At 55.3% G+C, this 12,439-nt stretch carries 15 protein-coding genes; 5 read left to right on the top strand and 10 right to left on the bottom strand.

Translation table 11 applies throughout. The features are described from left to right. Nucleotides 1-20: 20 nt before the first annotated feature. Nucleotides 21-542 (bottom strand): CarD family transcriptional regulator, encoded by a 522-nt coding sequence (locus tag DWZ82_RS11605; protein WP_118480984.1) that lies wholly within the window; start codon nucleotides 540-542, stop codon nucleotides 21-23. A gap of 444 nt (nucleotides 543-986) precedes the next feature. Further along, nucleotides 987-2,000 carry an ABC transporter substrate-binding protein gene (locus DWZ82_RS11600; RefSeq protein WP_118480983.1) on the bottom strand — a complete coding sequence of 338 codons (1,014 nt, stop codon included), beginning with the start codon at nucleotides 1,998-2,000 and terminating at the stop codon, nucleotides 987-989. Between the two features lie 309 nt (nucleotides 2,001-2,309). On the opposite strand from DWZ82_RS11600, the gene DWZ82_RS11595 reads away from it, so the two are divergent. Beyond that, nucleotides 2,310-2,705: a CBS domain-containing protein gene (locus tag DWZ82_RS11595; RefSeq protein WP_118480982.1), complete on the top strand. Its 396-nt coding sequence runs from the start codon at nucleotides 2,310-2,312 to the stop codon at nucleotides 2,703-2,705. Here the strand turns inward: DWZ82_RS11595 and DWZ82_RS11590 are convergent. The 3 genes from DWZ82_RS11590 to pyk all read right to left on the bottom strand — a co-directional run bounded on the left by DWZ82_RS11590 (nucleotide 2,702) and on the right by pyk (nucleotide 6,707). Then, a complete protein-coding gene (locus DWZ82_RS11590) occupies nucleotides 2,702-3,949 on the bottom strand; it encodes a M16 family metallopeptidase (protein WP_118360985.1) in 1,248 nt (415 codons plus the stop codon). The two genes, DWZ82_RS11595 and DWZ82_RS11590, sit on opposite strands and share 4 nt — an antisense overlap. 123 nt (nucleotides 3,950-4,072) lie before the next feature. After that, nucleotides 4,073-5,251: an LCP family protein gene (locus DWZ82_RS11585; protein WP_118480981.1), complete on the bottom strand. Its 1,179-nt coding sequence runs from the start codon at nucleotides 5,249-5,251 to the stop codon at nucleotides 4,073-4,075. 4 nt (nucleotides 5,252-5,255) lie between these two features. Next, entirely contained in the window at nucleotides 5,256-6,707 is a 1,452-nt protein-coding gene (gene pyk / locus DWZ82_RS11580) for a pyruvate kinase (protein WP_118480980.1), read from the bottom strand. A 283-nt stretch (nucleotides 6,708-6,990) separates the two neighbouring features. Here pyk and DWZ82_RS11575 point away from each other — a divergent pair, with 283 nt between their 5' ends. The 4 genes from DWZ82_RS11575 (at nucleotide 6,991) to DWZ82_RS11560 (ending at nucleotide 9,034) form a co-directional block, all read left to right on the top strand. Next, nucleotides 6,991-7,911 (top strand): nucleotidyltransferase family protein, encoded by a 921-nt coding sequence (locus DWZ82_RS11575; protein WP_118480979.1) that lies wholly within the window; start codon nucleotides 6,991-6,993, stop codon nucleotides 7,909-7,911. A 16-nt stretch (nucleotides 7,912-7,927) separates the two neighbouring features. Then, nucleotides 7,928-8,437: a hypothetical protein gene (locus DWZ82_RS11570; RefSeq protein ID WP_118480978.1), complete on the top strand. Its 510-nt coding sequence runs from the start codon at nucleotides 7,928-7,930 to the stop codon at nucleotides 8,435-8,437. A 137-nt stretch (nucleotides 8,438-8,574) separates the two neighbouring features. After that, complete coding sequence (gene secG, locus DWZ82_RS11565) at nucleotides 8,575-8,811, top strand: preprotein translocase subunit SecG (protein WP_110436055.1); 237 nt, start codon at nucleotides 8,575-8,577, stop codon at nucleotides 8,809-8,811. Nucleotide 8,812: 1 nt separating this feature from the next. Continuing rightward, on the top strand, nucleotides 8,813-9,034 hold the full coding sequence (locus DWZ82_RS11560; protein ID WP_118480977.1) for a hypothetical protein: 222 nt from the start codon (nucleotides 8,813-8,815) through the stop codon (nucleotides 9,032-9,034). Nucleotides 9,035-9,191: 157 nt separating this feature from the next. On the opposite strand, the gene DWZ82_RS16125 is transcribed toward DWZ82_RS11560, so the two are convergent. The 5 genes from DWZ82_RS16125 to DWZ82_RS11535 all read right to left on the bottom strand — a co-directional run bounded on the left by DWZ82_RS16125 (nucleotide 9,192) and on the right by DWZ82_RS11535 (nucleotide 12,349). Next, nucleotides 9,192-10,031: a GIY-YIG nuclease family protein gene (locus tag DWZ82_RS16125; RefSeq protein WP_158575217.1), complete on the bottom strand. Its 840-nt coding sequence runs from the start codon at nucleotides 10,029-10,031 to the stop codon at nucleotides 9,192-9,194. Beyond that, nucleotides 10,028-10,444, bottom strand: a complete 417-nt coding sequence (locus tag DWZ82_RS11550) for a flavodoxin (protein ID WP_118360997.1) — start codon at nucleotides 10,442-10,444, stop codon at nucleotides 10,028-10,030. The genes DWZ82_RS16125 and DWZ82_RS11550 overlap by 4 nt, the downstream gene beginning before the upstream one ends. A 13-nt stretch (nucleotides 10,445-10,457) precedes the next feature. Further along, on the bottom strand, nucleotides 10,458-11,096 hold the full coding sequence (pth, locus tag DWZ82_RS11545) for an aminoacyl-tRNA hydrolase (protein WP_117751949.1): 639 nt from the start codon (nucleotides 11,094-11,096) through the stop codon (nucleotides 10,458-10,460). Nucleotides 11,097-11,119: 23 nt separating this feature from the next. After that, nucleotides 11,120-11,608 (bottom strand): deoxycytidylate deaminase, encoded by a 489-nt coding sequence (locus DWZ82_RS11540; protein WP_110436051.1) that lies wholly within the window; start codon nucleotides 11,606-11,608, stop codon nucleotides 11,120-11,122. 84 nt (nucleotides 11,609-11,692) lie between these two features. Continuing rightward, nucleotides 11,693-12,349 (bottom strand): ABC transporter ATP-binding protein, encoded by a 657-nt coding sequence (locus tag DWZ82_RS11535; protein WP_199667488.1) that lies wholly within the window; start codon nucleotides 12,347-12,349, stop codon nucleotides 11,693-11,695. Nucleotides 12,350-12,439: the final 90 nt, after the last annotated feature.

The raw sequence follows: 12,439 nt of genomic DNA, 5'->3' as shown, positions 1-12,439 counted from the left end.
CAAAGCCTCTCTTTTTCCATTTATTCTGCAGTTTTCTTTGCCGTCTTTTTTTCCAGCTTGCCAATCCTCTGATTGATATACGCCGGAACTTCCTTGAGCGGAATACCGAGTGCAACCGAAAGCTCGCTGTTAAGCAGTTCCTCGGCACGTTTGCGGTAGCGCTGATCGACCTGACTGACACGGCGTCCGTGCCGGCGCGACTTGGCGTAAACCGTCTTGATCAGCTGCACAAGCTCCTCGCAGTCGTGGCTCTGCAGCGCCGCCTGATAATGCTCATTCGCCATGCGGACGCTGTGGCAGACAAAGTGGTCCTCTTCGATGTCAGGAATAGAGTTGATGAGTTCCTCTGCTTTTTCGCGGGAGATCACCGGACGGGTAAACACCGGCGAATCCGTCGGAATATAGATGGTCTCCGTGCCCGTTACCGGTACCAGCGTATAGTACAGCTTATCCTCCTCGGTCTCGAACGGCGGCTTGCCGATTGACTCTACCCGGCACACACTGTTGGTTCCGTACACAATGAACTCTCCTGCCTGATACATCAAGATGCCTCCTCACACATCGCGTTTCATTCTGTTTCCGTCATCCACTTTTTCTGATATCATTATAGCACATTTCCCTGCAAATTGTAAGTTTTATTTACTCTTTTCCTCATTTTTCGGCAATTTGACGTATATTTTCGCTGTAAAACCGCACGTCCGTGCGCAAAATTTCTCCTGCAGATGAAAAAGCACCGTACATAAAGTACGGTGCTGAGACTGTCGAAAAACTTCGTTTTTCCGACAATCTGTGTTTTGACTTTGCAAAACACGGACGTCCGAAAGTTCCCATGCGGAAACTTTCTCCCTCTGAAAGTATGAAAACCGAGGTACACGCCCCCGGTTTTCATGCGCGCTACCGCGCGGCAGCGGCAGCAGCGCTAAAACGGACTTTATTGACAAACCCAAAGCACCGTACATAAAGTACGGTGCTTTGGGTTTCAGCTTTTAGCCTTCGATTGCCGTGTAATCATCCGGAACGGTGATGCCCAGCTTCTCGCAGTTAGTCTTGTTGTACATCTTCGTGAAGTTCGGTGCAGGCTGTACTTCCATATCACCCGGGTTTGCGCCGTTGGCGAGGATCTCGTAAGCCATCTCACCGGTAGCCTGACCCAGCTCGTAGTAGTCGATCGACAGGGTAGCTACGCCGCAGCCGTTGCAGATGCCCTGCTCGCCTGCGATAACCGGAACCTTTGCCGGGATAACAACGTTTGCAATTGCCTCGGTGCAGGAAGCAGCGGTGTTATCGGTCGGGATATACATAACATCACTTGCCGCAGCAGCCTTCTGCGTTACGGAAGCAACGTCGTTGGAGTCGGTGAACGCATACTCGGTGCAGGTGTAACCCAGCTTCTCAAGCAGCGGCTTGATGGTGTCGATCTGGTACTTGGAGTTCGGCTCAGCAGAGCAGTACAGCAGACCTACGTTCTTGGCATCCGGGAACAGCTCCTTGAGCATGTCGGCCTGACCGTCGAGCGGTGCAAGATCGGTAGTACCGGAGATGTTGGTGCCGGTCTTGCCGGTCCAGTCGGATACGCCGAGTGCGGTGCCGTAGTCGGTTACCGAAGTGCCGAGGATCGGTATATCAGAGGTGCCGGCCTGTGCTGCCTGCAGTGCTGCGGTAGCATTGGCCATGATCAGGTCAACACCCTCGGAAACAAAGCCGTTTACAATCGTGGTGCAGTTTGCGGACTCGCCGGATGCATTCTGCGGATCAAATTCAACCGAACCGCCGTCAGCCTCGACCAGCTCCTTCAGCTTATCCTGGAAACCCTGCGTAGCCGCATCCAACGCCTCATGCTGAACCAGCTGAACAATGCCTACCTTGTAGCTGCCAGCCGAACCAGAATCGCTGCCGGAGGCTGCATTGCTGTCATCGCTGCCGGAGCTGCTGCCGCCGCAGGCAGTCATCGTGAGTGCCATGGCGCCAGCCATCAGCGCTGCGAGTAATCTCTTCTTCATGGGAAACCCTTCTTTGTTCAAATTTTACTTTTCACAGAACTTTTGCACTTCTGTTACTTCATCATTTTAGCAGTTAAAAGAGTGCAAGTCAAGTATACCGTTTAAATTTCTCACGACAAGAATTATCTATCCGTCATTTTTTACAATATCAACTTTGCAATTTGTTAACAATCTGTAAGGAATGTCAAATTCCAGTTGACCGCCGCTTCTGTCTATCGTACAATAGAGGTAACAAAAGCAGCACCGGTGAATCCGCTTCACGGTGCTGCTCTGCTACGATTTATATTACAATTTTTAAGGAGCGATACTATGAATATTTCGTTCTTCCTGAAACCCAAGGTAGAGGTTTCCTACTTAACCGAGAGCTGCCCGGTGCAGAAGGCCATTGACGACATGCTCCACAGCGGCTTCACAGCGATTCCTGTGGTAGATGCCAAGGGTAAATACGCCGGAACGATCACCGAAGGTGATTTTCTGCGGCTGGTGCTGCATTACCCGAAGGAAAACCTCGAACAGCTGACCGTCGGTCAGGTTGAGCTGCGGGTACACCACCGCTCGGTAAGCATTGATGCACGCATGGAGGATATGGTCGATCTGGTCACAATGCAGAATTTTGTACCTGTAGTGGACGGACGCGGTATCTTCTGCGGTATTGTCACCCGTCGGGATGTGATCACCTATCTGTGCAAGCAGCTCGGTAATTAGCGCAGCAGTTCGCGGTATGTATCCTCGCTGTCCGGCTGACCGACAACGGCCAGAGAAGCCTTCGAGCGGTCAAACACACGGCGGGCAAGGTTCAGGATATCATCTGCGGTCACACTGTCGTAGGAATCGAGCACTTCCTCGATCTTGGATACCTCGCCGCGCAGCAGCTCACTGCGGCCGATGGTCATCATGCGGTTGCCGGTGTTCTCCAGACCCATGAGCAGCGTTGTCTTGACCTGCTCACGGCAGCGCGACAGTTCATCCGGCGCCGGGCCGTTCTGGCAGAATTCATCGAGTTCACGCAGGATGAGATCGAGCGCCTTTCGCTCGGTTTCCTGTCCCAGACCGGTGTAGATGGACAGCAGGCCGGTATCCAGATGCGGCGTGGTGAACGTGTAGATGGAGTAGCACAGGCCGTTCTGCTCGCGCACGCTCTGGAACAGGCGGGACGACATGCCGCCGCCAAGGATGGAGCTGAGCAGGTTCATTGTAAAGCGGTCCTCGCTGACAAGCGATACGCCCGGAAAGGACAGACACAGGTGGTTCTGCTCGATCTCCTTATCCCTCAGGAACAGGCTCGGCTGATAGGCTGCCGGTGTGATAACGTTTTTGCCCTCGCCCTGCATCTCGGAGAACAGCTCCTCGATAAAGTCGAGATCATCATCGGTAAAGTGACCGGAAACCGCAACAACCGTATCCTGCGGGCGGTAATATTCGCGCATATACTTGTGCAGTGTTTCCGAGGTCATCGGCTCGAGCGTTTCCGCCGTGCCGAGGATTGGGCGGCCGAGTGCCGAACCGTCGTAGCAGCGCTCGAACAGCTTGTCGATGGCGACATCCTCCGGAGAATCCTCGTACATATCGATCTCCTCGAGAACGACACCGCGCTCCAGCTCCAGATCCTCCTGTGCAAAGCGGGAATGCAGGAACATATCCGCCAGCAGAGCCACTCCGTTTTTCAGCCGGCTGTCCAGAACCTTCATATAGTAGCAGGTGCATTCCTTATCTGTGAATGCATTCGCCTGCCCGCCTAATGCGTCGATCGCGATTGCAATATGGCGGGCAGAGCGTTTTTCTGTGCCCTTGAAGATCATGTGCTCGATGAAATGCGATACGCCGCCGAGCTCTGCGGGTTCGTATCGGCTGCCGTTGCCGACCCAGATGCCGACCGACACCGTGCGCATGTTGTCGATCCGTTCGGTAATCAAGCGCACACCGTTCGGGAGAATTCGTTTTACATACATAGGTTTTTACCTGCTTTCTGTTTGTACTCTTTCTCTCTATTTCTTATAGCAGTTATTGCCATATAAGAACAGGGGACATGATCGTCGTCATGTCCCCTGCTTCGTTCTCTAACGATCACAAGTTTAATAATACACCTTATTCCCGTTTTCGTCCAGACTGTATCGGTCACCATCGCAATCATAATAGTCACCGGTGTCGGAATCGTACCAGCCGCCTTCCTCCACAAGGGATTCCGGATCCACCGCAGTGGTATTCGACTTGGTATCCGTGCTCTTGGACGAATCGGTCGTATCCGTATCGGACTTGCTGTCCGTGCCTGTATCATCGTCGGTCGTGCCGCTGCTGATATCCGCGTCATCATAGATGTATGCATGGATATGGTCGGCTGCAACGTCCAGATCGTAGGTGATATACTCGCCGGAATTACCGGAATAACTCCACTCGCCATCCACCGGAACACGGGTGTGCTCAAGTGTCGGAATGCCGTTCTTGACCGCGCCGACGATCAGCGACGCCATAGCAGTCGGCGAAAGCGAGGTCGTGACATACGGAACCAGCTTGCGCATGCTGCCGATCAGCTCGGTGGCGCTTGCACTCTGCAGCTTGGTGAAGATGGCGTTCAGCACAACGCTCTGACGCTCCACGCGCGCCCAGTCATCGCCGGTATCGCCCTTGCGGATACGGCCGTAGCACAGCGCCTGCACGCCGTCCAGCGTCTGCAGGCCGGTCTTCTCCACGCCGGAGAACTCCTTGCCCCGCTCTGCGCCGTAGTCCTTGATGACACGGTTGAGCTCCTTCAGCTCGTTATCGTTCTGCACGTCGATGTCTACGCCGCCGATCGCGTCTACGATCTGCACCAGCTGCTCGAAGTCCACGGCAACATAATCCTTGATATCCGTGCCGAAATTCTCGTTGATGGTGCGGATGGCAAGACTCGGACCGCCGCGGAAATACGCCGCATTCAGCTTGTCCTCACCGTAGCCGTCGATATCTACCAGAGAATCGCGCATCAGGCTGATGAGCTTGATCTTGCCGCGCGTGTTGTCCACGGTAACGATCATCATGCAGTCCGAATGACTCTGCTTGTCGCCCTCGCGGGTATCCAGACCGAACAATGCAATATTCGTAATATTTTCGTCCGCTGTGACGCTCGCCGCCAGATCTTCATCGGACAGCGAGGAGTCATAGGTATAGCCGAACATCGTGCGGTAGCCGTACAATCCGATGCAGAACAGGACCGCCAGCGCCACAACAGCGGCCATCGTGCGGAACAATGCACGCTGCAAGCGTTTGAAAGACATAGTGTTAGTCCTCGAAAGACTTCTCGGTCAGTTCGTGTACACGCAGGGTATTGGTGTAGTAAACCTCGCCTACCGGCATACCTGCGGTGATGGTGATAACGTCGCCAACGCGCAGATCGAGCGCAGTTACCGCTGCCTTCTCGGACAGATGGTACAGCTCAGTGCCGGACTGCGGGCGCTTTTCAACCAGAATCGGCTTTACGCCCCAGGACATAGTCAGGCGGTTAAAGGTCTTTTCACTCGGGGTAGCGGCGATGATCGGCGCGCCCGGACGGTAGGTGGATACAGCGCGAGCGGTAGAACCGGACTCGGTGAACGCTACAATGCCCTTAACGCCCAGATCAGCGGAGGTAGAGCAGGTTGCGTGCGAGATTGCCAGCGTCTTCGTGTCGCCGTCTACGTCCATGTTCTGGAACTCAAGACGGGTTACACGGCGGCGGTCGTAGTGGATGGTCTTCTCTGCGTTCTCTGCGATGCGGCTCATGGTGCGAACGGTCTCTACCGGATACTTGCCGACAGAGGTCTCACCGGACAGCATGATAGCGGATGTGCCGTCGTAAACAGCGTTTGCAACGTCGGAAACCTCTGCACGGGTCGGACGCGGGTTCTTGGCCATGGACTCGAGCATCTGGGTAGCGGTTACAACGCGCTTGCCGCGGGAAATGCAGGTCTTGATGATGGACTTCTGGATCTCCGGCAGCTCCTCAAACGGAACCTCAACGCCAAGGTCGCCGCGAGCTACCATGATGCCGTTTGCCTCGTCGAGAATCTCCTGTACGTTGTTTACGCCTTCCATGTTCTCGATCTTGCAGATGATCTCAACATCTTCCTTGCCGTTTGCCTTGAGGATCTCCTTGATGTCGCGGACGTCCTGTGCGGAACGGGTGAAGGAAGCAGCGATAAAGTCGATGTCCTGAGACAGACCGAACTCAATATCCTCACGGTCCTTATCGGAAACGAACTTCATGTTCAGCTTGATACCCGGTACGTTGATGGACTTGCGGTTGGAGAGCGGACCGCCGTTGAGCGCCTTGCACACAATGTCGGTGCCATTCTTGATCTCCTCGACCTCGAATGCAACCAGACCGTCGTCGATCAGGATGCGGGTGCCCGGCTGAACGTCATTCGGCAGGCCTTCGTAAGTGATGGAAACGATGGTGTTGTCACCCTCGATATCGCGGGTGGTCAGCGTGAACTCCTGACCCTCAACAATCTCGATCTTGCCGTCCTTATAGGTCTTGGTACGGATCTCCGGACCCTTGGTATCCAGCATGATGCCGACCGGCATGCCAAGTTCCTTGCGGGCTGCCTTAACGGCGTCCATGCGAGCCTTATGCTCCTCATGAGAGCCGTGGCTGAAGTTCATACGGGCAACATTCATGCCTGCCTTGATCATCTCGGGCAGTACAGCATCAGTTGCGGGACCAAGCGTGCAGATAATCTTCGTTTTGCGCATCGAAACATATTCCTCTCTATAACAATATGGTTTTAATAATAAAATTCTCTATACGTATACGTTTTTTATTTTAGCAGTTTTCCCGTCACTTTGCAATCATCACCCGAACCCCATTCGGATTTTCATGCTTTTCGACAAAAAAGCAGACCTGCACCGCAAACATCTTGTGTTTTATGATACGCTCTTGTATAATAAAGGAGTATTCCCGTTTGAGGGTATGAAGAACATGAATGGAATGCTTTATTTGTATAAATAGATAAGGTTCTTTAGGAGGATATAGACTATGGCAAATCCGGTTTTGGTGATCATGGCGGCAGGTATGGGCTCGCGCTACGGCGGACTCAAGCAGATCGACCCGATCGGTCCGAACGGACAGATTCTGCTCGATTATTCCATCTACGATGCACACCGTGCAGGCTTTGACCGCGTGGTATTCATCATCCGTCCCGAGCTGCACGAGGCATTCGAGGATGCCATCGGCAAAAAGGCGCGCCGCTTCATGCAGGTGGAATATGCTTATCAAACGCTCGACAATCTGCCGGACGGTCTGACCGCACCGGAAGGCCGTGAGAAGCCGCTCGGCACCGCGCATGCCGTGTGGTGTGCAAAGGAGCTGACTGCCGGCTGCCCGATCGCCGTTATCAACGCGGATGACTTCTACGGCGCAGATGCATTCCGCAAAATGTATGATTATCTCGCTTCCGCGCAGGATGACGACAAATTCCGCTATTGCATGGTCGGCTATCAGGTCGAGAACACGCTCACCGAAAACGGCACAGTCTCCCGCGGCGTATGCACCGCAGACGAAAACGGTCTGCTGGCACATATCATCGAGCGCACCGCCATTCACCGCGATGCGGACGGCGTCATCCGCTACGATGCGGACGGCGATGCACCCGCCGGTGAGATTGCGCCCGGCACGCCGGTGTCGCTCAACCTCTGGGGATTCACTCCTTCCTTCCTGCCCTCGCTTGATGACGGCCTTCGTGAGTTTTTCGCAGGCAAGCTGCCGGACAATCCGATGAAGGCGGAGTATTATCTGCCGTTCGCGGTGGACGCGCTCATCAAGGACGGAAAGGCGACCGCAAAGGTACTCACCACAGATTCCCGCTGGTACGGTGTCACCTACCGCGAGGACAAGCCGACCATCTGCGCTGCCGTTGCAGCTATGACGAAAAACGGCGATTACCCCGCCGATCTGTAAAAAAGCGAGGTTATTTATGGATTTTTCTACTGAATTTGTTGCCTTGCGCGATAAGCTGCTGAACGGGCAGGATCCGCATTTCCGTTCCCAGCAGAACGTGCAGGTTTCCGGCCGAATGGCGGCGCTGCTGAGCGTTTTCAACTCCCGCACGCCCCGCAAAATCCTCGGTCTGATGCCGACCGGCGGCACGAGCCACGCACACGAATACCGTCTGCTGTTCGCCGTGCCCTCGCTCGATGAGCAGACGCTTGACGACTGGTGGAAGTACGCGCAGCAGGTCAGTGCCGAGCTGGTAAAGCCGGACGAAAACCACGATTTTTCGCTGCTTTCGGTCATTCTTGCCGCCGGCGAGATTGACAAATCCGTGCTCAAAAAGCTGAAAAAGCTGTCCGACGAGCGCAAATACCAGAGCGGCAAGCACGGCTGGTCGTCCATCCGTCTGGCGGTCGTGGATCTTGATACGCACAAGGTGCACACCAACCGCATGGGCGATTCGCTGAAAAACATTCTCCAGCCGCTTGTCTGAGACAAATTCCCGGATGAAAATACGGAAAACCTCTTGAAAAAGTACATTTAATATGATATAGTATCATGTACGCATATTGCGCGCATAGTCTCGTTATGCGCGATAAGAAAAATGAAAATCAGTGGAGGAAATTACCTATGACTACCGCACAAATCGCTCTCTCGGTCATCATGATCGTTGCAAGCCTGTTCCTGATCGTTGTTGTTCTGCTCCAGCATGGTGCACAGCAGGGTCTGGGCGCTGTATCCGGCTCCGCAGACACCTTCTACGGCTCCGGCAAGGCAAGCGCATCCGACCGTATCTTTGCTCGTCTGACCTCGATTGTCGGCGTTGTTTTCGTCATTATTGCAATCGTCCTGAACCTCATCCACTAAGATGCAGACGGTTCAGCGACTGCTCCTGCTGCTGTTTGCCGCGTTCGCCGCGCTGACAGTCCTGCAGCAGATCCGCTACGGCATGATCTGCGGACGCAGTGAGCAGGAGAACAAGCAGGATGATCCCAAGGCAAAGGCGTGCCGTCAGCAAAGCACGATCTACGCGATCGCAGCCGCGGTCAGTCTGATCGTCAATATCATCATCGGCGCACTCAGCAAGTAAAGCAAAAGCTGTCCTTTCGGACAGCTTTTTGTTTTGAAAAATGTCAAGTAAATGCAAAAATCCGCTGCTTTACAGCGGATTTCGGGTTCCATATTGATGAATGTCGATATTATAGGGCAGCCGTCTCCCCTTGTCAAGTGGGAGGCGGCTGTTCTTTTCAGTCAAAAAGTGCTTCGATACGCGGTTTCGCGCCCTGCCACTCCTCAGTGTGCAGACAGCAAAGGGATTCGTTCGGCATCTCCATCGTGCGTCCGTCCGGTGTCAGACCGGTGAGTGATGCGCCCTGCTCCTGTGCGGCGGCAAAGTCTTCCAGCGGCACGAACAGCATCTCCGCGACCTCCGGGCCGGGCCGGAACGGCGGAATGCCGTCGATACGCGCCAGAAATGTATACGCCAGCTCATCATCAAAGCCGACTTCGCCGCGCGAGTAGCGCTGACGATAACTGCCGCCGTCGATCAGGTCGGCTGCTGTCAGCTGCAGTCCGCTCTCCTCCCGCGCTTCGCGCAGAACAGCGGTCTGCGGCGTTTCGCCTGGGTCGATATGTCCGGTCGAGGTCAGGTCGAACCCACCCGGAAATAAAGGCCGGTCAAACTGCCGCTGCTGCAGCCAGATGCCGCACACGCCATCCCGCTTACCGACCACCCACAGGTGGCACACATGGTGGAACAGCCCCTGCGCATGCACGACAGCCCGCGGGCGTTCTCCGCAGGCGCGTCCGTCTGCATCGTAAACAGTGAGCAGCTCTCCGCCGTTCTGGCTGTCAATCAGCGCCTGCTTCTGCGGCCGCGTGAGCCTTTTAATTGCTGCTTCGCGCTGCATGGCCTCGCTCTGCGTGTCGAACATTTCGCTGTACGCCAGCGTCACCGGACCGCGTCCGCGCGTATATTTCGCACCTTTTCCGCTGTTGTGCGCCGCCAGCCGAGCCGTGAGGTCGTTCGTCCAGCCGCAGTACAGCGTATCATCCGCACAGCGGAGCACATAAGTATATCCACTCATCGGCTTGCCCTGATATCGCGCTGCGCAAGGATCGTACAGCCGCGCTTTTTGATTTGCAGACGCACCTTTGCCTTGCTCTTTTCACTGTTTCCGCTGCCGGAAACCAGTATTACTTCGACCTCCGTACCGGGCGGCAGCAGTTCCACCGCGCTGTTGAACACCGGCGCCGGATAACCCGCCCAGACCGGCGCCATCAGCACCACTCTGTCATAGCCGACAAACAGCGGCATACCGTCCAGCGCGACCGCCTTCTGCTTGACGGCCTCCGGACAGCCGCGCACAAACGCGGTGAACCGGTTGTACGGCGTTTTCGGCGTAAGCTCGATCAAATCGGCGTTCCGCGCCTTGGCTTCCGCGCGGGCGTATGACCGTGTTGTGCCGCCGAGCGAGTAATATGCTACTGCGGTTTTCATCAAAACCAACTCCTTAGATGCGTTTTCCGTTGAATTTCTGCGCGGCAGCGGCACAGTCCTCCGCGATGATGCAGGCAGCTGCGTTCACCGCGTCCTCGCACGCCTTGTCGATAGCCTTCTGATCCTCTGCCGGGAACTTGCCAAGCACCCACGCCGCCAGATCGTAATCCGGACGCGGCTTTTTGCCGACGCCGATCTTCACGCGCGGGAAGTCCTCGCTGTTCAGATGATAGATAATGTTTTTCAGGCCGTTCTGTCCGCCTGCCGAGCCTTTTGCGCGCACGCGCAGCGTGCCAACATCGAGCGATACATCGTCCGACAGCACGATAACGTGCTCCGGCGGGATTTTGTAGAACGAGGCCGCGTCACGAACTGCCTCGCCGGACAGGTTCATAAAGGTCTGCGGCTTGAGAAACAGCACGCGCTTGCCGCCGAGCATACCCTCACCCGCCAGTGCCTTGAACTTCATGCGGTCGATCTTCTGTCCGCTGCGGGCGCAGTAACCCTCAAGCGCACGGAAACCCGCATTGTGACGGGTGTTGTCGTACTTCGCGCCCGGATTGCCCAGTCCGACCACGATCCACTCGATCGGCTGGGATGTCTTTGCGGCTTTTTCTTCATCCAACTTCTTAAAAATATCGAATATTGACATATTTTTCTCTCTCCGATGTCTGTTTAGTATGCCATGCTGCTGCCGAGCGTGTCGTCATTCTCCACCCAGTCGTGCACGTTCACAGTGTCGTATGTATCCACATCACGGCGGATAACCACCTTCTCAATGCCCGCGTTGATGATGAGGCGCTTGCACATCGTGCAGGAGTTTGCGTCCGACATGATCTTTCCGGTGGACATATCGCGGCCGACCAGGTACAGCGTCGCGCCGATCATCTGGTCACGCGGAGCGGCAATAATGGCGTTCATCTCCGCATGCACCGAGCGGCAGAATTCGTATCTTTCGCCGCGCGGAATGCCCATCTTCTGACGAATGCAGGTGCCGATGTCGATACAGTTGGCACGACCTCTCGGCGCACCGTTGTAGCCGGTGGATACGATGACATCGTTCTTGACGATGACCGCGCCAAAGTTGCGGCGCAGACAGGTGCCGCGCTCGAGTGCAACCTGCGCCATGTCGAGGTAGTAGTTTGTTTTGTCCCGACGGTCCATTTTTGTTTCCTCCTTCTATATAGGAAAACCTGTTAGGTTTGATTGCGTTATTTTCATGCACTGATTATCCGGTGTCGGATAATCTCACCCGAAAATGCACCCATTTTCAAGATACATCCGCCTTGCGGCGCACTGCGCTGCCCGCTCATCGTGTGTGATGAGCACCAGCGTATGCCCCGACCGGTGCAATCGGTCAAACAGCTCCAGCACGCTGTCCGCCGCGGCAGGATCCAGTCCTGCGGTCGGCTCATCCGCCAGAATCACGCACGGTTCTGTCACAACCGCCCGTGCGATCGCCACCCGCTGCTGCTGTCCGCCGGAAAGCTGGTGCGGCCGGTGGTTCGCCCGATCAGACAGGCCAACCCGCTCCAGAACCGCCAGTGCGCGTTCGCTCCGCTCATGCCGCGGAACGCCCTGCAGCGCCAGCGGCAGCGCAACATTTTCCAGTGCTGTCATGCCTGTCAGCAGCCGGAACTGCTGAAACACAAAACCGATCTTCTCACTGCGCAGACGCGCCCGCTGTTTTGCCGGCAAATGCGCGACTGCTGCTCCGTCGAGCAGGTATTCGCCATCGGACAGGCTGTCCAGCAGACCCAGAATGTGCATGAGTGTGCTTTTACCCGAGCCGGATGCGCCGGTCACCGAAATGTAGTCACCGTCCTGCACGGTCAGATCGACTGAGTTCAGCGCACAAATACCGTTCTTAGCATATATTTTACTCGCATGAATCAGTTTTAGCAATGCCGATTCACTCCTTCCCACCTTATCTTTGGCGGGAAGCATACTTATCATACCATGAATATGCGCTTTCCGCAAATTTGTATTGACATT

Source organism: Butyricicoccus sp. AF35-5AC, from assembly GCF_003477715.1.
GTDB lineage: Bacteria > Bacillota > Clostridia > Oscillospirales > Butyricicoccaceae > Agathobaculum > Agathobaculum butyriciproducens.
Note: the sequence above shows the minus strand (reverse complement) of the source record. Positions and strands in the feature narration are given on the sequence as shown.

Bases quoted from the DNA above. Each gene is read 5' to 3' on its own strand.
- DWZ82_RS11605 (WP_118480984.1), bottom strand. From the start codon at position 542: ATGTATCAGGCAGGAGAGTTCATTGTGTACGGAACCAACAGTGTGTGC.
- DWZ82_RS11600 (WP_118480983.1), bottom strand. From the start codon at position 2,000: ATGAAGAAGAGATTACTCGCAGCGCTGATGGCTGGCGCCATGGCACTC.
- DWZ82_RS11595 (WP_118480982.1), top strand. From the start codon at position 2,310: ATGAATATTTCGTTCTTCCTGAAACCCAAGGTAGAGGTTTCCTACTTA.
- DWZ82_RS11590 (WP_118360985.1), bottom strand. From the start codon at position 3,949: ATGTATGTAAAACGAATTCTCCCGAACGGTGTGCGCTTGATTACCGAA.
- DWZ82_RS11585 (WP_118480981.1), bottom strand. From the start codon at position 5,251: ATGTCTTTCAAACGCTTGCAGCGTGCATTGTTCCGCACGATGGCCGCT.
- pyk (WP_118480980.1), bottom strand. From the start codon at position 6,707: ATGCGCAAAACGAAGATTATCTGCACGCTTGGTCCCGCAACTGATGCT.
- DWZ82_RS11575 (WP_118480979.1), top strand. From the start codon at position 6,991: ATGGCAAATCCGGTTTTGGTGATCATGGCGGCAGGTATGGGCTCGCGC.
- DWZ82_RS11570 (WP_118480978.1), top strand. From the start codon at position 7,928: ATGGATTTTTCTACTGAATTTGTTGCCTTGCGCGATAAGCTGCTGAAC.
- secG (WP_110436055.1), top strand. From the start codon at position 8,575: ATGACTACCGCACAAATCGCTCTCTCGGTCATCATGATCGTTGCAAGC.
- DWZ82_RS11560 (WP_118480977.1), top strand. From the start codon at position 8,813: ATGCAGACGGTTCAGCGACTGCTCCTGCTGCTGTTTGCCGCGTTCGCC.
- DWZ82_RS16125 (WP_158575217.1), bottom strand. From the start codon at position 10,031: ATGAGTGGATATACTTATGTGCTCCGCTGTGCGGATGATACGCTGTAC.
- DWZ82_RS11550 (WP_118360997.1), bottom strand. From the start codon at position 10,444: ATGAAAACCGCAGTAGCATATTACTCGCTCGGCGGCACAACACGGTCA.
- pth (WP_117751949.1), bottom strand. From the start codon at position 11,096: ATGTCAATATTCGATATTTTTAAGAAGTTGGATGAAGAAAAAGCCGCA.
- DWZ82_RS11540 (WP_110436051.1), bottom strand. From the start codon at position 11,608: ATGGACCGTCGGGACAAAACAAACTACTACCTCGACATGGCGCAGGTT.